Below are 19,413 nucleotides of genomic sequence, written 5' to 3' on the forward strand. Positions count from 1 at the left end.
CCTCAGTTGGCCATGGCGCCGCGGGTGACGAGTTTGCCGAGCGCGGCCACCAGCTTGTCGAGAACGAAACCGACGATGCCGATATAGGCGAGCGCGACGATGATGTCTGGAAGGCGCGAGGAGTTCCACGCGTCCCAGATGAAGAAGCCGATGCCGACGCCGCCTGTCAGCATTTCGGCGGCGACGATGGCGAGCCAGGAGAGGCCGACGCCGATCCTGAGGCCGGTGAAGATGTAAGGAGCTGCCGACGGCAGCATGATCTTCCAGAAGAACTCGAGCTGGTTGAGCCGCAGCACTTCGGCGACGTTGCGGTAATCCTGTGGAATGTTGCGTACACCCACTGCGGTATTGATGATGACAGGCCAGATCGAGGTGATGAAGATGACGAAGATCGCCGACGGATTGGAATCCTGGAAGGCGGCGAGCGACAGCGGCAGCCATGCGAGTGGCGGGACGGTGCGCAGTACCTGGAAGATCGGATCGAGGCCGCGCATCGCCCAGACCGATTGGCCGATGATCGCCCCGATGACGACGCCGGTGACTGCGGCAAGCCCGAAGCCATAGGCGACGCGCTGCAGCGATACCAGCACCCGCCAGCCGAGCCCGATATCCTGGGAACCGTGGTTGAAGAACGGATAGGCGATGAGATCATAGCTATCTAGCCAGACCTGATGCGGCGAAGGAAGAGAGGCATCCGCCGATGAACAGAGCGCCTGCCATAGGAGGAGGACGAGTGCCAGCACGACGACCGGCGGAACGATATTCTGAAGTGCGGTCAGCGCCGCACGACGAAAATCGAACCGCGATCCTTGCTTGCCGGAGAATGACAGAACCTTCGCCGCCGGCTTGGCGGGGGCGGGAATCGAGGGATTTTCTTTATTTGCCAGGGCGGACATCGAGGCGCTCCTCACTGGAATGGAAGGCCGGCGCGCCGCTCGCGCGCCGGGAGCGGGATCAGGAGACGGCCTTGATGGAAAGGCTGTCGAGATAGGCGGACGGATTTTCAGGATCGAAGACCTTGCCGTCGAAGAAGGTTTCCTTGCCGCGCGACGAGGAGGCGGGAATGTCGGCTGCGGCGACGCCCAGATCCTTGGCGGCTTCCCGCCAGATGTCCTCACGGTTCACCTGATTGATCAGCGCCTTGATGTCGGTTGTTCCAGGTAGATATCCCCAGCGAACATTTTCCGTAATGAACCACGCGTCGTGGCTCTTGAAGGGGTAGGCGGCGCCGTCCTTCCAGAACTTCATGTAGAGGTCGGTCGCCTTGACCTCGCGGCCATTGCCATAGTTGATGTCGCCCTTGAGGCGGCCGAGCACATCCTTGGTCGGTACGTTGAACCATTGGCGCTTGCCGAGGATCTCCGCCATTTCCGCCTTATTATCCATGCTGTCGCACCACTGCTGCGCCTCCATGACGGCCATCAGCAGAGCCTTGGCGGCGTTCGGATTTTTTTCGATCCAGTCGGCGCGCAGCCCGAGCGCCTTTTCGGGGTGCCCCTTCCAGAGCTCGCCTGTGGTCGCGGCGGTGAAGCCGATGCCCTGGTTGACGAGCTGCTCGTTCCAAGGCTCGCCCACACAGAAGACGTCCATATTGCCGACCTTCATGTTGGCGACCATCTGCGGCGGCGGCACGACGATGGTGGAAACGTCCTTGTTCGGATCGATGCCGCCGGCGGCAAGCCAGTAACGGATCCAGAGGTCATGAGTGCCGCCGGGGAAGGTCATGGCGGCCTTGATTTCCTTGCCCTCCGCCTTCTTCTTCTCGAAGGCGGCCTTCAGCTTGGAGGCATCCACCTGCACGCCGGTTTCGGCATATTCCTTGGCGGCGGAAATGCCCTGGCTGTCGAGATTGAGCCTTGCGAGGATCGCCATCGGTACCGGCTTTTTGTTCTGCGTCACCTTGCCTGTCTGCATGAGGTAGGGGAGCGGCGAAAGGATATGCGCGCCATCGATGCCGTTGGCAGCGCCGCCGAGCACCAGATTGTCTCTCGTCGCGCCCCAGGAGGCCTGCTTGGCGACGTCTGTTTCCGGAAGGCCGTGCTTGTCGAAAAGGCCTTTTTCCTTCGCGATGATCAACGGCGCCGCGTCCGTCAGAGCAATAAAGCCGAGCTTGGCGCCCTTGACTTCAGGACCCGACCCGGCTGCAAAGGCGCCGGAGGGAAAGGCGGTCTTGACGGCCCCGATCAGGGCGGCAGCCGCAGTCGTCTTGAGCATGCTGCGACGGGTGATGCCGCCTGTCGAAATCTCAGTCGTCGAAATCTTTTTCATCTGCAGGTTCCCCTCTGCTTGCTGAATTCGGACGCAAAAAAACGCCGCCGGCACTTGCGTTCGGGACGGGATATCCCGGAAAGCAAAGACCTTGCGACGTCGGTGTCGAAGTCGGCGCCTATGAGACGCCTCTCTGCCTCGGTCGCCATTGACCGGGCAGTTTGCACCTTGCAACCAGCGTGCCAATTCTAAAGGGGGCGAGTAACTGCTGGAAGCAAAACAAGAAAATTGAAAATTTCAACGATGATTATTTATTGTGCGCACACAGAACGTGACCATGATTTGTGCGATTGCGAGTGCAGTGCGCACCGGCGGAGCGCCATATTTGTGCAGTGCACATCATGGCGGACACGAATTCGCGCCTTCGACACCATGGAAGCTGCACGCATCCGCCCGAGGCGTCAAAACGGGAAAGTTGCATCCCAACGCCCTCGCTCTGACGAATCGCGATGCAGTCGAGGCTGAAGGCTTGTCGGACCGAACTCCGCGTCCGGAAAAGTCGCAATTCTCTATATTTTCCAGTAACTTTGAGTGGAGTTCGCCTCCGATTGATCGCGGAAGTAATTAAGTCAATCAGAGATTTCGAAAACCGAACGACCCTCCTTATTTAGTTAACACTAAATTATCGAATCCAATGGGAAATTTCGCTTTAAACGGCTGCGACCGTCGCAAGTTCTTTGAGGAGGCACGCATGAAACGCCCGAGTATCAAGCAAGCGCTCATTCTAAAACTGTCCATCATCAGCATGTTCGTCGTTGGTCTGTCCTACGTCTCGCTGGACACCATTTCTTCGCTTCGCGCAAATGCTGAACAGGTCGGTACCTTCTGGGTGCATCGGCTGGTGACGGCACGTGAAATCAAAGCCAACTTTCTTGATCTGAAGCTAGCTCACGCCCGGTATTTGCTCGAAGACTCCGCCGAGAACGACAAGATCGAAAAGTCGGCTATGGCTGCTGCCGCTGCCGAGCTCGAGACGGTTATTGGCGAATACGAGAAGGGCGTGCGCACCGAGCGCGGGCGCCAGCTGATCAATCAGATAAAGCCCGAACTCGACCAATATCGTGCGTTGGCGGAGCAAATGATCACACTCGAAGATGGCGGTAAGACAGCGGAGGCCGTCCGGCTTTTCAAGGAGAAGATGGAACCGCAGGCCGAACTGGTGAACAATAAGGTAGCGGATCTGGTGGCATTCATTCTCAGCCAGACCGAAGGCTTCGTGGCGGCAAGTGATGCTTCAGCGAAGTCCGCTTTCATCCTGACCGCTGCGATCGCCTCGCTGGCCCTGCTCGTGGCCATCGCGGGTATCGTCTTTGCAATTTCCGGCATTGCCAATCCGATCCGCAATACGGCGTCTGCCATGAAGCGGTTGTCGTCCGGCGATCTCGACAGCGATATTCCCTATGCCGGCCGCGCCGACGAAATTGGGGAAATGGCCGGCGCTGTCGAAGTGTTTCGCCAGAATGCTCTCAGTGTTGTCAGGCTCGAGAAGGAAGCCGCCGAATCCCGCAGTCAGAACGAGGTGGCGCGCGCCGCAGCCCAGCAACGCGCTGAACGCGAAGCCGAGCAGTTGCGCTTCGCGACCACGAGCTTGGGCGGAGGTCTTCGACGCCTTGCCGCTGGCGATATCTCCTTCCAGCTCACGGAGCAATTTGCCGCTGAATACGAAGCATTACGCAATGATTTCAATGCTTCGTTGCGGCAATTGGGCGCGACGATCGGTGCCGTGCTCCAGACGGTACACAGCATAGACAATGGCACTGGTGAGATAGCATCCGGTGCCCAGGACCTGTCGAAGCGTACGGAACAACAGGCCGCTTCGCTCGAGGAGACCGCAGCCGCGTTGGACGAGATCACCTCGAATGTCGCGATGGCGACGAAGCGCACCGAGGAGGCGCGCAATATCTCTGTCGAAGCCAATGTCAGCGCCCAGCGCTCCGGAACTATCGTGTCAGAGGCGGAGCAGGCCATGCGCCGCATTGAGGAAAGTTCGCAGCAGATTTCCAACATCATCGGCGTGATCGACGAAATTGCTTTCCAGACGAACCTGCTGGCGCTCAACGCCGGCGTCGAGGCGGCACGCGCCGGTGAGGCAGGAAAAGGTTTCGCGGTCGTCGCACAGGAAGTCCGTGAACTCGCGCAGCGCGCCGCGCAGGCAGCCAAGGAAATCAAGGGCCTCATTCAGAAGTCAACGACCGAAGTCGAACACGGGGTCAAACTTGTCCTCGAAACGGGGACGTCACTGAAATCAATCGGCGAGCGCGTTGCGCAGATCAACCGAGCCATGGATGCGATCGCCACCTCGGCGCGCGAGCAGGCGACGGGGCTTTCCGAGATCAACACGGCCATCAATCACATGGACCAGGCAACCCAGCAGAATGCGGCGATGGTCGAGCAGTCCACGGCCGCCGCCTCTTCACTAGCCTCCGAAGCAAGCCGCCTGCGCGAGCTGGTCAATCAGTTCCAACTGGACGCTGACAGAGGCCCGGTGAATGCCCAGGATAATACGCGCTCCTTGGAAAGCAGCATGCGGTCGCAGGTGGTCGCGCTGCGGCCCGCGATGCAGAGGTAGATTGCGGCCTCGTCAATCTCGCCAGCCTGCGGCGAAAGATATCCGCTGACCAACTGCGGCGGGCAAAGAGGTTCGGAACGACGTTCTTTGCCCGCAAGCTGCCCGGCTCCGACGTCAGAGGGCACGGGCATTTCGGCCGATGTGCGATCTGCGACGGTCGGATTGCCGCCGGCGGGTTGCTCCCGATTAGCACTCTTTAAAATATTCAATGCGACATTCGGGCGAACGAAATAGCGAGATCGCCTTGGGCAACAAACGATCCAGAACAAATGTCGAGCTTGAGGACCTGCTTCGCCAGCTTGGATTGGCCCTTGAAGCATCCGGGATCGGGATATGGCAGCACAACATCGCGAAAAACCAGACGCGATGGGATGAACAGCTCAAATTGATCTATGGCGTTCCGAAAGCGCCGCTCGATGTTATCTGGCTCGACAGTGTCCACCCCGACGACCTGGTGGCGACAAACGAAATATTCCTGCGCGCGATCGAAACCAAATCGGATTATGCATCCGAGTTTCGCATCATTCGACCGGATGGAGCGACCCGCTATCTGCGTTCGCGTGCTCGCTATTTCGTCGATGCCGCCGGCGACCCATGTTTTGTGGGCGCCGAATGGGACGTCACCGACGACGTGCTTCTCAACAAGGAGCTGGAGAGGAGCCGGGCGGAGGCTCGGTTCGCGGCCGATCACGATCACCTCACCAGCCTGTTGAACCGGCGCAGCTTCGATTTCGCCCTGTCGGAACTTGCAAGGCAGGAGAGCATCAAGGTTGCGCTTCTTCACATAGACGTCGACCATTTCAAGGAGATCAACGACCGCTTCGGGCACGCGGTCGGCGACCTCGTTCTCTGTCACGTCAGCAAAATTCTGCTGGAGGCCATTTCCGCTGGTGACGTCGCGGCACGGCTCGGCGGCGACGAGTTCGCTGTCGTCATCACCGAGGACGAATGTGACAAGACGATTGCGGTGCTCGATCATATTCAGAGACGTCTGGAAAGCCCGCTTTCTGTCGGCGATCAGACGCTTATCGTGCAGTGCTCAATTGGCGTTGCGAGCGCCATGAGCGCCGATTTCGCCAGATTGCTCTCCCAATCGGATCTGGCGCTGTACCATGCGAAACGCAATGGCCGGAATCGGGCCGAGATTTTTTCCGACGAAATGGCTTCGACGCTGGCGAACGAAAGGCAGCTCGCCCAGGATCTGCGGGTCGGGCTGGCGCTCGGCCAGATCCGCCCATTCTACCAGGTGCAGGTCGATGCCAGATCTTTCCGGGTGAAGGGCGTCGAAGCTCTGGCGCGGTGGCATCATCCCACTCGAGGAATTCTCGCCCCGACGCATTTCCTGTCGATCGCCTCGTCGAATGGACTGGTCGCAGAGCTTGACGATGTCGTTCTGAAGGCTGTCCTGTCGGACATGAACTCATCTGATCTGCTCGAAGGTATCCGCGTGTCCGTCAATCTGTCCGCCGATCGTCTCGACGATCCAGAGCTGACGGCGAAGCTGGACGGCTATGACATACCGCCCGGCCGATTGAGCTTCGAGCTGATCGAGACGATTTTTCTCGATAGTCTCAGTGACCAGGTGCGACAGAACATCCAGGCGATCAAGTCTTTTGGTATCGACATCGAAATCGACGATCTCGGGTCCGGGCATGCTTCCTTGCTGGGCTTGCTCGAGCTGCGGCCGGATCGTGTCAAGATCGATCGCCAGCTTGTGACGCCGATCCTGCAATCGGTGCCCAGCCGCCGGCTGGTCGGCTCATTGGTCGACATAGCGCGGGCGCTGGATATGGAAGTGATCGCCGAAGGCGTGGAAACGCTCGAGCATGCCAATGTGCTTGCCGCTCTCGGCGTCCACACCCTCCAGGGTTATGCGTTCGGACGACCGCAGTCGTTTGCCGACCTCTCGGCGCGTCTGGAGCAGGAGATATTGGATTCCCAACGGCCGACTTTGATGGGGTCGGTCGGCAGCGCCGAAACAATCAAGCGGCGGTAATCGAGCGTCTGCCCCTGCTACGTGTCGCCAGAACGTTGCGGATCGAAAAGCTGGAATGGATCCTGAGGACGCCGGGCAAGGTCGAAAGAATTTCCTTGTGGATCCGTTCGAACTCGCCCGCACTGGCTACCTCGACGCGCAGCAGGTAGTCGGAGCCGCCCGTCATCAAAAAACATTCGCGGATCTCCGGATGCCGGCGGACCGCCGCCTCGAAGCGGTCGAGATGCTCCTCCGTCTGCCGTTCGAGCGTAATGTTGATGATCACCGCAATCATTTCATCCGCATTGCCGGTGTCCACCAGAGCCGTATAGCCGCGGATGATGCCTGTCTTTTCCATGATCTTGATGCGTCTGAGGCAGGCCGAGGGCGAAAGGCCGATTTCGGCCGCGAGTTTGGCGTTGCTCATGCGCGCGTCAAGGCGCAACAGTCTGAGAATATTGCGGTCGACCGTGTCGAGAGCAGGCATGAAAGCTTCCTTCACATATTCGTGGATTATGCGAATAATATCTAAAATATGCAATAAGCGACGGCGAAATCGTCGGCAATTTCGCTCATTCTTTCATAAGCTCCTGTCATTCAGATGGGGTGGACATGGATATCGATATTTTGGTTTCCCGCGCACGCACCGTTACGATCACGCAGGGAGCCACCGGTTACCTGACGATCGATCTTGCCGCACTCGGCCGCAATTATTTGAAGCTTGCGTCGATGCTGGCGCCGGTGCGCGCGGGAGCCGTGGTCAAGGCCGACGCTTATGGCCTCGGCGCCGAACGGGTCGCGCAGACACTCTATGATCAGGGCTGCAGGCATTTCTTCGTCGCCCAATTCGTCGAGGCCGTGAGGCTGCGGCCGGCCCTTGCCGAGGGTGCCCAGATATTCGTGCTGAACGGCTTGCAGCCCGGCAACGAGGTCGCCTGCGCCGAAAGCGCTATCATTCCGGTTCTCAATTCGCTCACGCAGTGGCGGCAATGGTCGGCGACCGCGCGCCTGCTGAAGCGCAGCCTGCCGGCCGTTCTGCAGTTTGACACCGGCATGTCGCGGCTCGGCTTTCCCGCGGAGGAGCGAGCCGAATTGGCGGCAGCCATTCGCGACGGGGCCAATGTCGAGATCCTGTTCATCATGAGCCACCTGGCATGCGCCGACGAGCCGGAGAGCGGCCAGAACGGGGCACAGCTTGCCGAAATGGCGTGTATTGCCGAAGAATTTCCGGGCTTCGACATCTCCTTCGCCAATTCCGGTGGCGTCTTTCTCGGCAATGCCTATCATGGCGTGCTCGCCCGCCCGGGCATTGCCCTTTACGGCGGCGCACCGAATGCCGGCGCCAAGAACCCGATGGAACCGGTCGTAAGGCTGGATGTCGCCGTCGTGCAGACGCGCACCGTGCCATCAGGCGCCAGGATCGGTTATGGCGGCGCGCATGTCACGCGCAGCGAAACCCGTCTTGCCACCATTGCCGCCGGCTATGCCGACGGCCTGCCTCGCAGCCTCAGCGACCGCGGTGCCGTTTATCACAGGGGCATTCGTCTGCCGATCGTGGGGCGCGTGTCGATGGACAGCGTGACCGTCGATATCACGGCTTTGCCCGAAGGAGCGCTGAGCCTCGGGAGCCTTGTCGAAGTGTTTGGCCCCAACCAGACGCTTGAAGACGTGGCTGGCGATGCCGGAACGATATCTTACGAAATCCTAACCGGTCTGGGCGATCGTTACGACAGGCAATATTGCTGAGAGCCGGCCCGCATTGTTCTTGAGGAAATCATGAAAATCATCGTTCTGGGGGCCGGCATCGTCGGCGTCACATCCGCCTATCAGCTGGCCAAATCAGGTCACGAGGTAATCGTCGTCGACCGGCAATCGGGGCCGGCGCTGGAGACGAGCTTTGCCAATGCCGGCGAGGTCTCCTTCGGTTACTGCTCGCCCTGGGCAGCCCCCGGCATTCCTGCCAAAGCCATGAAATGGCTGTTCATGAAGCATGCGCCGCTCATCCTGCGGCCGAAATTCGACATGGCCATGCTCGCCTGGATGACGAGGATGCTCTCGAACTGCACCTCGGAGCGTTATGCGATCAATAAGAGCCGCATGCTGCGCCTTGCTGATTACAGCCGCATCGCGCTCGCCGAGCTTCGCGCCGAAACCGGCATTGCCTATGACGAACGCATGCAGGGAACCCTGCAGCTGTTCCGCACGGAGCAGCAGCTCGATGCCTCGGCGAAAGATGTCAAGGCGCTGGCGGCCGACGGCATTCCCTATGAGGTGCTGGACCGGGACGGCTGCATCCGCGTCGAACCGGCGCTGAGGCACGTGCGCGACAAGATCGTCGGCGGCCTTCTGACGCCGAAGGACGAAACGGGCGACTGCTTCAAATTCACCAATGCGCTGGCCGCCAAAGCCGAAGCTCTCGGCGTCCGCTTTGCCTACGGCACGACGATCAAGGCGCTGGACGTCGAAGCCGGCCGCGTGCGCGGGGTCGTCACCGATCGCGATCCCGATCGCGAGCGCGAACGGATGAGCGCGGACGCGGTGGTGGTTGCGCTCGGCAGCTATTCGCCGCTGCTGCTCAAGCCGTTCGGTATCGGCCTGCCGGTCTACCCGGTCAAGGGCTATTCGCTCACCATCCCGATCACCGACGCTTCCCGTGCGCCGGAATCGACCGTCATGGACGAAACCTACAAGATCGCCATCACCCGGCTCGGCGACCGCATCCGCGTCGGCGGCATGGCCGAAATCTCAGGCTATACCAACGATCTCGGCCTCGCCCGCCGCAGCACGCTGGAACATTCGGTCACCGATCTCTTCCCCGGCGGCGATGTGTCCAAGGCGTCCTTCTGGTCGGGCCTGCGCCCGATGACACCGGATGGCACGCCGGTCATCGGCCCGACGAAGATCGTCGGCCTCTTCCTCAATACCGGTCACGGCACCCTTGGTTGGACCATGAGCACAGGTTCGGCAAGGCTCGTCAGCGACCTCGTCAGCGCCCGTACGCCTGAGATCGACGCGCGGGATCTTGCGGTCAGTCGCTACGCGTGAAATCTAGCTCCACGCACGTGAAATGGGCCATCGAATTCATGCGTACCCAACGTTTTGCGCCGAATACAAGAAGCGCTTCGGTGAGTTGCCGTCGCGACGCTGAAGGGTTGATCGAGTTAAGGCGCCCATGACCAGCCGCGTGTCCCGCGGCGGTTGCATCGCTCCGGCGCAGGCCGGAGCTTTGCTGTCGGTCGTAAGGTCTCGAACAGTGCGCAGTTTAAGCCGCGCGGTTCAGGGCGTCCCCCAGCGTCGAGACGAGCGTGTCGATCTGATCCTTCTCGATGATCAGTGGTGGAGACAGGGCAATGATGTCGCCGGTCACGCGGATCAGCAGTCCTTTGTTGAAGCAGTCGACGAAGACGTCGTAGGCCCGTGTTCCGGGAGCCCCATCACGCGGCGCCAATTCGATTGCGCCGACCAGTCCGAGGTTGCGGATGTCGATGACGTGCGCGCGGCCCTTCAATGAGTGGAGGGCCTCTTGCCAATAGTCGGCCAGCGCGGCTGCGCGGGTCAGCAGGCCTTCTTCCTCATAGATTTCGAGGGTTGCGAGCCCGGCGGCGCAGGCGACCGGGTGGCCGGAATAGGTATAGCCGTGGAAGAGTTCGATCACATTTTCCGGGCCGACCATCAGCCCGTCATAGACCTTGCGGCTGGCAAAGACCGCGCCCATGGGAACGGCGCCGTTGGTGAGGCCCTTCGCCGTGGTGACGAGATCGGGCACGACGCCGAAATAGTCGACCGCGAAAGGTGTGCCAAGACGACCGAAGCCGGTAATCACCTCATCGAAGATCAGCAGGATGCCGTACTTGTCGGCGGTGGCGCGCAGCTTCTCCAGATAACCCTCCGGCGGCAGGACAACACCGGCCGACCCCGACATCGGCTCGACGATGACGGCTGCGATGGTTTCGGCGCCGTGCAGCTGCACCAGGCGCTCGAGATCATCCGCCAGTTCGACGCCATGCGCGGGAAGCCCCTTCGAAAAGGCGTTGCGCCCGACGTCCAGCGTATGGCGCATGTGATCGGCCGGGATCTGCGGGAAGACCCGCCGATTGTTGACGAGGCCACCGACGGAAATGCCGCCGAAGCCGACGCCGTGATAACCTTTTTCGCGGCCGATGATCCGGGTGCGCGTGCCCTGGCCGATTGCGCGCTGGTAGGCGATGGCGATCTTCAGAGCTGTATCGACCGATTCCGAGCCCGAGCCAGTGAAGAAGACCCTGTCGAGCTTGGCGGCGACCCCGCCCGGCGCGTTGGCGGCGAGTTTGGCGGCGAAGTCGAAGGCGATCGGATGCCCCATCTGGAAGGTCGGCGCATAGTCGAGCGTGGCAAGCTGCCGCTCGACCGCCTGGGCGATCTTCCTGCGGCCGTGGCCGGCGTTGCAGCACCAGAGCCCGGCCGTGCCGTCCAGCACCCGGTTGCCGTCGACGTCGGTGTAATACATTCCTTCCGCAGCAGCCAGCAGGCGCGGCGCGGCCTTGAACTGCCGGTTGGCGGTGAACGGCATCCAGAAATTTTCGAGTACGGGCGCGTTCGTCTTGCTGAACTGGTCCATCCTGGCCTCCTTTGAATCGCCTGGAGAATGGCAGTTTCTCTCCTTCAAACAAGCCCTTTTCTTTGCCGACGTAAGTTATTGAAATTGAACGCCGACGAAGATAGATTTTAGGATATTCTGGACAATGCAAACGGATCCATCATGTCAGTCGACATCGGCAGCCGCCTTCGCCACCTGCGTATCGCCCACAAGCTTTCTCAGCGTGAGCTCGCCAAACGGACCGGTGTGCCGAACTCGACGATCTCGCTGATCGAATCGAACGCCTCCAATCCTTCGGTCGGTGCTCTGAAGAGAATCCTTGATGGCATTCCGATTGGGCTGGCGGAATTCTTCGCCTTCGAACCGGCGCGTCCGAAGAAGGCCTTCTACGCCGCCGAGGAGTTGGTAGAGATCGGCAAGGGCGCCATTTCCTACAAGCAGGTCGGCGAAACTCTGTTCGGTCGCAGCCTGCAGATGCTGAGGGAATGCTACCAGCCGGGTGCCGACACCGGAAAAATTCCGCTTGTTCACGAAGGCGAGGAGGGGGGGATCGTGCTGTCGGGAAGGCTCGAGGTCACGGTCGACGACGAGCGGCGTATCCTTGGGCCGGGGGACGCTTATTATTTCGAAAGCCGGCGCCCGCATCGGTTCCGCTGTGTCGGGCCGGTGCCCTGCGAGGTTATCAGCGCCTGCACGCCGCCGACCTTTTAGTGCGATTCAGAAAAACTGCGCACTGGTTGCGGAAAGATGATCCCGGAGGCGGACCGATAAACGATCCGCCTCCGAGCGGCTCCTGTCAACGCCTCGGCCGTGATCACGACATGGGTGGCTAGCCGTTCGAATTGCCACGGCGGCGGGTCGCGAATCTTGGACGGTGGCCCAACGAACGGTCCGTGGTGAGACGGAGAGAATGATGGCCGAAATGGTCGGTCGCTCCACCGGTTCGGCGCGCGGCCCAAATCGTCTGGCCCGCGTTCAGCTGCTGCGGCCCTCGATTCGGGCGAGCACGCCGTCGAGCGCTGCGGTCAACGCGGCAAGGCCGCCCTTCTTGTCGACGTCGGAAAGAACCTGCTCGTTCAATCCGCCCTTGGTGGCGAATTCGCGGCTCAGCGCGCTGAACGGCTCGGTGCCTGGGCTATTGGCCTTCTGCGCCAGACTTGCGAAAAGTGGAGCGATGTAAGCATTTGCTTTCGGCCTTTCGAGACCGCTTTTTTCCAGCCAGCCGGCTAAGGTTTCCATTATACCGAAATAGGTCGACATCATGGAGCTCGCCGCTGCGAGAAGGTCGTATTCCCTTTTCGACTGGCACTCGACGGCAGTTCCGAGCGTATCGAACAGCGCCGCGACGGCGGCATCGGGCGGGAGGATGGCGGTGACGCCTTGCCGCTGTGCAACAAAGGGCAGGGGGATGGCCTGGACGAGATGCACGTCGGCACCGATCCAATCGAGAAGTGCCTGACGCTCCGTCGCTGCAACGAGGCTGACGACCAGTTGGCCCTTCCGGAACGAGAGCGCCCGCACGACCTCCTCAGCGATCTGCGGCCGGATCGCCAGGAACACCATGTCGCTGCGATCGACGACAGTCTGGTTGTCACCGGCAATCCTGACAGCGGCGAACTCCTCTGCCAATGTCGCGGAAATGTGCGCGCTCCGCGGCGAAACGTGGATCTCGGAAGCGTAAGCCGGTGTGGCCAGAAGTCCGCGAACCATCGCTTCGGTGATCGCGCCGGTGCCGACGAAACCAATGCTGTTGATCATCACTGTTACTCCGCAGCCCGCAGCGGTCCCAGCGCGACATCCGTCGTGTTGTTCTCGCGCATGAAGTTGATGAAATTATCCTGGAACTGGCGCGTATGGGCGCGGGCGAGCTCATCGGCCAGATGCGGATCTCATTGGGCCAGAAAAACAGCGTGTCAGCAATGTAATTTTTCCGCTTGATGTTGTCGACACGCAGCCGACAAGAAAACGACAGAAACGGCTAGCGCCGACGAGTGGAACCGCGCGCTTCGCGCACAACAAAAGAGGAATGGCTGATGCTTTCTTCGAGAACGTCCGCCCTGCGGGCGGTGCCCGCGCTCGCCCTGATGGTCTTTCCGCAACCGCCGCCCGCTGCGCCGATCGGTGCGACAGAAAAAATCGCTGCACGCCGCCGAAAATGTTTTGCGCCGTCATCTCATACCCATTCACAACCAGTTGCGATGCCCTTGGATCAATACGCAACATCATTGTCGCTCCGGCGGCACCGGTTTGATTGCTATAGCTTGTCGTCCACGACAGGCAGCAGCCTATTTGTAACCGATCGTGTCGCTCACGCGCGGGCGATTGAAGAAATGATGGTCGAAGCTGTAGCCGTTCTGCCCGGTGAAATTTGAGAAAAACGCCGAGACCGGTGTCGTCAATGTGTATTGCACCCGGGTCAGCACGACCTGGACGCCGGCATCCTTGATTTGCGGGGGGATGTCTATTGCGCTCGCCGTACCAGAATTCAGCGCCGAGGTATTGAACGCCGCGGACCAGTTGACGGTGGCGTTGCCGCTTTTGCTGATATCTTTCACCGCGACGGTGATCGTAAGCCCGCTCGTGTCATAGGGCTGCAGAATGAAGCTGGCACCGGAAAGAAGCTTGGTAACGTCGGAACTTGTCCAGGAACTCTGCTGTCCGATCAGATCGCCCGTCGTGGAGGCGATTTCGTCGATCTTGCGGCTGACCGTCAGCGCATGGCCGAGATCGACGGTGCCGAACAGCAGCATCACCAGGATCGGCAGGACCAGCGCAAATTCGACGCCGGAAGCAGCCAGCCGGTCGCGCGCAAGATCAAGCAGGCGGTATCGGGCGAAGAGGAGCAGGGAAAGGCTTCGCTTTTTGATCATGTCAGAAGGGCTCGTTGCGGAACAAAGCGGACGAACCAAGAAGATAGCGACCGTCGGAAAGCTGGGCGCTCGACAAGGTGAGGAAGTTGACGACGGTGTCCCAAGGCAGGAATGTCTGGACCAGAATATAATCGCCGCCCTTGCCGACATCGAAGGTCTCGGTGACGGCAAGATTTCCGCTATTGTCGATCGGGTCGGTGCTGGTAGCCGATGACAGGTCGGAAAGCACATTCACCTTGACCACGAGATCGGTGGAGCAGTTGAACGACAAAAGCATGTCGTCGCAAATTTTCGCCTTGAACCCGGCGAGTGTGATCTTCGACGACGCAACTTCGCCCGTGCGGATCATCCGGGAGATTTTGTGAACCGAAGCGTCCAGCGCAGAGTTGACGAAGAACATCAACGACACTTCGATGATGCCGAACAACATGATGAAGAGCGGCAGGGCGAGGATCGCGAATTCGATCGCAGCAACCCCTTGACGATCGCCGAGCAGACGGCGAAGCGGCGCAAGCTTTTCTTCGGCCTTCATTGGGTCAGCCGGACGGAAGAGAGATATTGGGTGAAGAGCGCCGACAGGCCCGCCGTGATTTCGGTCGACGAGGTGGCCGATATGAACAGACTTTTCGACGATGCGCAGTCGGCGAGCGCGTAGGGGATATAGTCCCGTCTGGTGATGCTGGTCGACACGCCGCTATCCATAGTGCCGCCCCAGGTGTTCTTCCAATTGGCGCTCGCCATGGTCGAGCCAACGGTGGCGTTGTAACCCCAGTCTGATGTAAGCGGCAAATATTCGGTGTAAAGCACAGCCATCGTGTCAGATTGGTTCTTCAGATACCCGCACCAGTCCGGGTTAAGAGGCGCAACCTTGTTCCAATACGAACCGGATGTCGCTTGCCCATTCTTCCATACCACCCCGTTGGTCACCCATTCGCGCTGCGACTGAACTCCGTCGGTCAACAACAGAACCAGCTTGAGCGGCGAAGCGGACGAGGTTCCGTCCCCGCCGGGCCCGACTTTCTGCTTCAGCGTCGCGAGCGAAACGTCGAAGTAAGTGGCTGCTTTGGAGGTTGCGCTGGTCAGGCCGTAACTCGGGTTTGAAAGGCGCGTCCGTGCCGTATCCGTGCTCAATGTCGGAGCAAGAACTTCCGCCAGAGTATCTCCGAGGCTGTAGAGTCCAACCTTGATCCGTTCGTGGTTGCTGTCGGACTCGTCGATCATGTCGAGCACTTCACGGACCGCGTCGCCGGCGACATCGGCGCGCAGCTTAATGTTCTTTGCCGTGCTGTATTCGTAGTTGTTTGCATATTTCGTCTTGCCGACCGTATGAGCATCGCCGGTATGGCAGGCGAATTGGCAGCCGATGCCGGAATACATCGTCGACTGGCCCGCCGTCGTTGCTGCCAGGAGCATCGACGGCGAGGTGTCTATGACGATATAGACGCTGAGGTAGGAGGTGGCTGGACCCTTGACGGCGCTCGCGACGCTGACGTTCACAGTGTCGATATTGGCGATCTTCATGAAGGTGGTGGGAACGGTGCCGCTCGCCGTCGCCGTAATGTTGTGGTTGGTCGTATCGATCTCGATCTCGCCAAGCGCGTAGCTGTTTTCGACCTGTGCATGGAACCAATCGGAAACCTTTTGTTTCAGCGCCTCGGTATCTTCAGTGTTATTGATCTGTTTGACCGCGGCGATCACGGCTGTATCGAGGTCGCTCTGCATCCTCTGCCGGACATTGTAGCTGCGGATGTAGTCGAAGCTCGCGCCGACTGCGACGAGCATCGGCACCAGGCTGAGGGCAACGATGATCGCGACATTGCCGGTTTTGTCCCTGCCGAGACCGCGAAGGGCTCCCAAGAGCCGACCGAAGGAATATGAAAGCCGAGAAATCAAAAGCCACCATCGCGCAATACATGAAAAATAGCAAAAGCAAGATGTTTCAGGGAAACTTAAGCCATTGTTAAATCTTGCTGGTTTCGACTGGAAACGAGCCGACGGCGCGCCGTTTGCTGCGCATATCGTACAAGTTTGCGAATTATGGATATCTGCTGGACGAGATTTAACCGCATTTGACGGCGCATCGACTTTTCGCGCCCGCCTTGATTGCTGCATCCGAAGATCGTGCAACCGTTTCTGGGCGTCCCGGGCGGAAGTGTTCCCGTCATTGGAAAAAATCACCAACCACGCCGATCCAGCCTTCCGACATCCGGCTCGACATCGCCTGGGACTGAGCGCTGGCCTCGCCCCTCTGGTGCCGACGCTCGATCTTGCCCTGTGTCTGCGGATGGCCGCGAGCGCCATGAACCTGTTCGACGGCATATCTCTCCAGCTATTCGCGGAGATCGGAGGCGGCGTAACGCGGTCCATTGTCGGACAGCAGGCGTGGCCGGTGTTTGACCTTGACGCTGTCGCACCTTTCGCGAGGCGGCGTCCGGAGAGACAGCGTACTCGCTTCACCGGTCCTTAAGAAAAGGATGGCAGCTTTACTTCAAATTTGGGGGGTACATCCATGATACGTGGTTTGATGTCGCGGGCTCGCATACAGACGAAGGTGCTCGCGCTTTTGGCACCATTTGTCATTAGCCTATGCGCAGTAGGGTTGACGGGATACTACGCGTCGAGACTTCTCGAAGGGCGGATGGAGATCTCTAACCATGTTTTGCAGTCTCTGAACGGGTTCAAACATGTTTCTTCAAGCATGACCGGCTTTCTGATGAAGCCGTCGCTTGAAGCTCGTGACACCGCGCTTGCGGACGCCCGAGAGCAATTGGCAAACCTGAACGAGACGATCAAGACTCTAAGGCCGACGACCGATGTGGAGCTTCTCGAACGGGCGCTCGATCAGTCGCAAATCATCCCGCAAAAGATCGAAGCGATCTGGCAAATCGAAACGGGACAGCAGAAAATTCTCAGTGATGTGGACGCTGCTTCCGCGGCACTTCTTGACCTGCAAGGGGAGGTTGGCAAACGCTCGTTTATGCTGATGGCCAGTGCGAAAAAGATGGAAAATGCCAACAAGAGCGGCCTGAGCAATTCCCTCTCCATCATCGCGGCCGCCAGTGTTGCGACAAAATTTCGCAATGATTATACGAACGCTACAACGCCGCCTGACAAGCTTAGCCTTCTAGCCAAATTTTCACCCGATTTGCAGAAGGCAAGGGAGCAGCTTTCGCCTGCGATAGGGACCGACAGACAAGCCCTCGCCACGCAGTATGCCGCTGCGGTAGATGCCGTCGCCAACGCTTCGAAGGCGTCGCCGGACACTTTGGATATCCCGACAATGGATACCGCCGTTGCCAATCTTGTTGCAACTGGCGACAGTCTCAAGACGATTGGCGACGACCTGATGCGGACCTCCGTACTCGCACTTGCCGCGTCTGATAAGGATATCTCTCAGGCCACGAATGTCGGCAACGAACTGCGTGCTATCGTTAACAGCAATAACGAGATCCGCGTCGGCTTCGCCGAACTCGCCGGCAAACCAGACGACACGCGCGTGAAAAAAGTCCAGCAATCGATCTACATGTATCAGACCGAGCTTGGCCGTCTCGCCGGCGTGGTGACTGACGATCCGGTTTTTGCCGAAATTCCGAAGAAGGCTCAACCCGTCCTCGATTTACTTGCGGCGAACGCGGCAGCTCTCTCTGAAGGTGCGGCGCGCAAGCTTGCCGAGTTCGACAGCGCCGCGGGGCAGATCGACAACACCTGGAACCTGCTTGCGCAATTCGCCGAGACCCAGAAGCAAAATGCTGGGCAGGATCGTCAACAGGCCAACAGGATATCCGGCGGCGCGATTGTCGTCGGCATCCTGATTGCTATGGCCGCAGGTTCGGCGCTAGTCTTCACCCTGAAGGGACCTATCACCCAGATTACCGCAGCGATGCGCAAGATTGCAGAGGGAAGGCTCGACACTACAATCACCGGTGAGACACGAGCCGACGAAATCGGGGAAATGGCCCGTGCGCTTTCCGTCTTCAAACAAAATGCGCTGTCGAAAGTCGAGATGGAACAACAGTCCGAGATCGCGCGTCGTGCGGCGGAATCTGAGCGCGCCCGCAACGAACTCGAACGACGTAGCGCCAAGGTTCAGGTTGACGCCGCAATCGAGGCGCTTGCAGAAGGGCTCACGCGGCTGTCGCGCGGGGAGTTGAATTTTGCGATCGATACGCCCTTTGCCGCCGAACTCGACCGGATCCGCACCGATTTCAACATGTCGGTGGCGGGTCTCAGGGAGACGCTCTGCGATATCCGCGAGACGTCTTCCCTCATCAGCGACAATGGCCGACAGATGGCGGAAGCCGTTGATGACCTGGCCAGTCGAACGGAGAAGCAGGCGGTTGCAGTGGAAGAAACCGCAGCGGCAGTTCAGGAGATTTCTTCCGCCGTCAACACCTCTTCAGAACGGGCAGCAGCAGCGCTTGCGCTTGTCCAACGCGCTAAGCAGGGCGCCGACGCCTCGGCTTCAGTAGTCCAAAACTTGGTTTCGGCGATGGGACGGATTGAGGACGCGTCGGGCAAGATCGCTCAGATTGTCAGCGCCATCGATTCCATCGCTTTCCAGACCAATCTCTTGGCCCTGAATGCGGGAGTCGAAGCGGCGAGAGCGGGTGAGGCTGGCAAGGGGTTTGCTGTCGTGGCGCAGGAAGTGCGGGAACTGGCGCAGCGATCGGCTCGCGCAGCCAAGGAGATCGGCGAACTCATCAACAATTCCGTCCGAGAGGTTGCGTCGGGGTCCGAGTTCGTCGGCCGCACTGGCGATGCGCTGATGGAGATTTCTAGCGAGATCGTCCACATCGTCGGCCATATTGAACTGATCGCCTCGTCAAGCCGCGACCAAGCGACGACGCTCCAGTCGATCAACGCGTCCGTCAACGATATTGATCGTATGACGCAGCAAAATGCCGCGATGGTGGAAGAGACGAATGCCGCCACCCGGCAGCTATCGTCAGAGGCGCTCGCACTTACCGACATGATCGCACGCTTTCGGCTTGAAGGCCGCGAGAGCCGGGCTTCAACACGCTACGAGGCTGCGGCGTGACGCCAGCGTGCCTCGGAGTCCGTTAACTTGCTTTGAGATATGAGCGTTTGCGTGCGTGGTCATCACGGGTGAGGTCAGGTCGGAGCGTGAGGCTGGCACATCTGGATCCCTATTCAT

15 protein-coding genes and 2 pseudogenes are annotated in these 19,413 nt (G+C 59.7%); 6 read left to right on the forward strand and 11 right to left on the reverse strand.

The annotated features are described in order from the left end of the window. Window positions 1–2: 2 nt before the first annotated feature. Together ntrB and J2J99_RS23430 are read right to left on the reverse strand one after the other, a co-directional pair. Window positions 3–896: a nitrate ABC transporter permease gene (gene ntrB / locus J2J99_RS23425; RefSeq protein WP_168300392.1), complete on the reverse strand. Its 894-nt coding sequence runs from the start codon at window positions 894–896 to the stop codon at window positions 3–5. Between the two features lie 58 nt (window positions 897–954). Further along, on the reverse strand, window positions 955–2,268 hold the full coding sequence (locus J2J99_RS23430; RefSeq protein WP_168300393.1) for a CmpA/NrtA family ABC transporter substrate-binding protein: 1,314 nt from the start codon (window positions 2,266–2,268) through the stop codon (window positions 955–957). Between the two features lie 691 nt (window positions 2,269–2,959). Here J2J99_RS23430 and J2J99_RS23435 point away from each other — a divergent pair. Together J2J99_RS23435 and J2J99_RS23440 are read left to right on the forward strand one after the other, a co-directional pair. Beyond that, window positions 2,960–4,837, forward strand: coding sequence for a HAMP domain-containing methyl-accepting chemotaxis protein (locus tag J2J99_RS23435; RefSeq protein WP_168300410.1), 1,878 nt, complete (start codon window positions 2,960–2,962; stop codon window positions 4,835–4,837). Between the two features lie 244 nt (window positions 4,838–5,081). Further along, entirely contained in the window at window positions 5,082–6,833 is a 1,752-nt protein-coding gene (locus J2J99_RS23440; protein ID WP_343229139.1) for a putative bifunctional diguanylate cyclase/phosphodiesterase, read from the forward strand. Here J2J99_RS23440 and J2J99_RS23445 read toward each other — a convergent pair. Beyond that, a complete protein-coding gene (locus J2J99_RS23445; RefSeq protein WP_168300395.1) occupies window positions 6,820–7,299 on the reverse strand; it encodes an Lrp/AsnC family transcriptional regulator in 480 nt (159 codons plus the stop codon). The two genes, J2J99_RS23440 and J2J99_RS23445, sit on opposite strands and share 14 nt — an antisense overlap. A 125-nt stretch (window positions 7,300–7,424) precedes the next feature. On the opposite strand from J2J99_RS23445, the gene alr reads away from it, so the two are divergent. Continuing rightward, window positions 7,425–8,558: an alanine racemase gene (alr, locus tag J2J99_RS23450; RefSeq protein WP_168300396.1), complete on the forward strand. Its 1,134-nt coding sequence runs from the start codon at window positions 7,425–7,427 to the stop codon at window positions 8,556–8,558. Window positions 8,559–8,588: 30 nt separating this feature from the next. Then, window positions 8,589–9,857 (forward strand): D-amino acid dehydrogenase, encoded by a 1,269-nt coding sequence (locus tag J2J99_RS23455; protein WP_168300397.1) that lies wholly within the window; start codon window positions 8,589–8,591, stop codon window positions 9,855–9,857. A gap of 217 nt (window positions 9,858–10,074) precedes the next feature. On the opposite strand, the gene aptA is transcribed toward J2J99_RS23455, so the two are convergent. Continuing rightward, window positions 10,075–11,409: an omega-aminotransferase AptA gene (gene aptA / locus J2J99_RS23460; RefSeq protein ID WP_168300398.1), complete on the reverse strand. Its 1,335-nt coding sequence runs from the start codon at window positions 11,407–11,409 to the stop codon at window positions 10,075–10,077. A 141-nt stretch (window positions 11,410–11,550) separates the two neighbouring features. On the opposite strand from aptA, the gene J2J99_RS23465 reads away from it, so the two are divergent. Beyond that, window positions 11,551–12,099, forward strand: coding sequence for a cupin domain-containing protein (locus J2J99_RS23465; protein WP_168300399.1), 549 nt, complete (start codon window positions 11,551–11,553; stop codon window positions 12,097–12,099). Window positions 12,100–12,363: 264 nt separating this feature from the next. On the opposite strand, the gene J2J99_RS23475 is transcribed toward J2J99_RS23465, so the two are convergent. The 7 genes and pseudogenes from J2J99_RS23475 to J2J99_RS34135 form a co-directional block, all read right to left on the reverse strand. After that, window positions 12,364–13,149 (reverse strand): pyrroline-5-carboxylate reductase, encoded by a 786-nt coding sequence (locus J2J99_RS23475; RefSeq protein ID WP_168300400.1) that lies wholly within the window; start codon window positions 13,147–13,149, stop codon window positions 12,364–12,366. A gap of 2 nt (window positions 13,150–13,151) precedes the next feature. Then, window positions 13,152–13,268 (reverse strand): annotated as a pseudogene (locus J2J99_RS34130) (GntR family transcriptional regulator); the annotation flags it as partial. After that, the gene (locus J2J99_RS23480; protein WP_168300401.1) at window positions 13,258–13,614 is read right to left on the reverse strand and encodes a hypothetical protein; all 357 of its coding nucleotides are present in this window, start codon (window positions 13,612–13,614) and stop codon (window positions 13,258–13,260) included. The gene J2J99_RS23480 and the pseudogene J2J99_RS34130, both read right to left, overlap by 11 nt. A 59-nt stretch (window positions 13,615–13,673) precedes the next feature. After that, on the reverse strand, window positions 13,674–14,258 hold the full coding sequence (locus J2J99_RS23485) for a TadE/TadG family type IV pilus assembly protein (protein WP_168300402.1): 585 nt from the start codon (window positions 14,256–14,258) through the stop codon (window positions 13,674–13,676). Window position 14,259: 1 nt separating this feature from the next. Next, window positions 14,260–14,790 carry a TadE/TadG family type IV pilus assembly protein gene (locus J2J99_RS23490; RefSeq protein ID WP_168300403.1) on the reverse strand — a complete coding sequence of 177 codons (531 nt, stop codon included), beginning with the start codon at window positions 14,788–14,790 and terminating at the stop codon, window positions 14,260–14,262. After that, the gene (locus J2J99_RS23495; protein ID WP_168300412.1) at window positions 14,787–16,151 is read right to left on the reverse strand and encodes a TadE/TadG family type IV pilus assembly protein; all 1,365 of its coding nucleotides are present in this window, start codon (window positions 16,149–16,151) and stop codon (window positions 14,787–14,789) included. Before J2J99_RS23495 ends, J2J99_RS23490 begins: the two co-directional genes overlap by 4 nt. Window positions 16,152–16,506: 355 nt before the next feature. Beyond that, window positions 16,507–16,671, reverse strand: a pseudogene (locus tag J2J99_RS34135) (IS3 family transposase); the annotation flags it as partial. 96 nt (window positions 16,672–16,767) lie between these two features. On the opposite strand from J2J99_RS34135, the gene J2J99_RS23505 reads away from it, so the two are divergent. Continuing rightward, on the forward strand, window positions 16,768–19,296 hold the full coding sequence (locus tag J2J99_RS23505) for a methyl-accepting chemotaxis protein (RefSeq protein ID WP_168300404.1): 2,529 nt from the start codon (window positions 16,768–16,770) through the stop codon (window positions 19,294–19,296). The last annotated feature ends 117 nt before the right edge of the window (window positions 19,297–19,413 follow it).

Source organism: Rhizobium binae (assembly GCF_017357225.1).
GTDB lineage: Bacteria > Pseudomonadota > Alphaproteobacteria > Rhizobiales > Rhizobiaceae > Rhizobium > Rhizobium binae.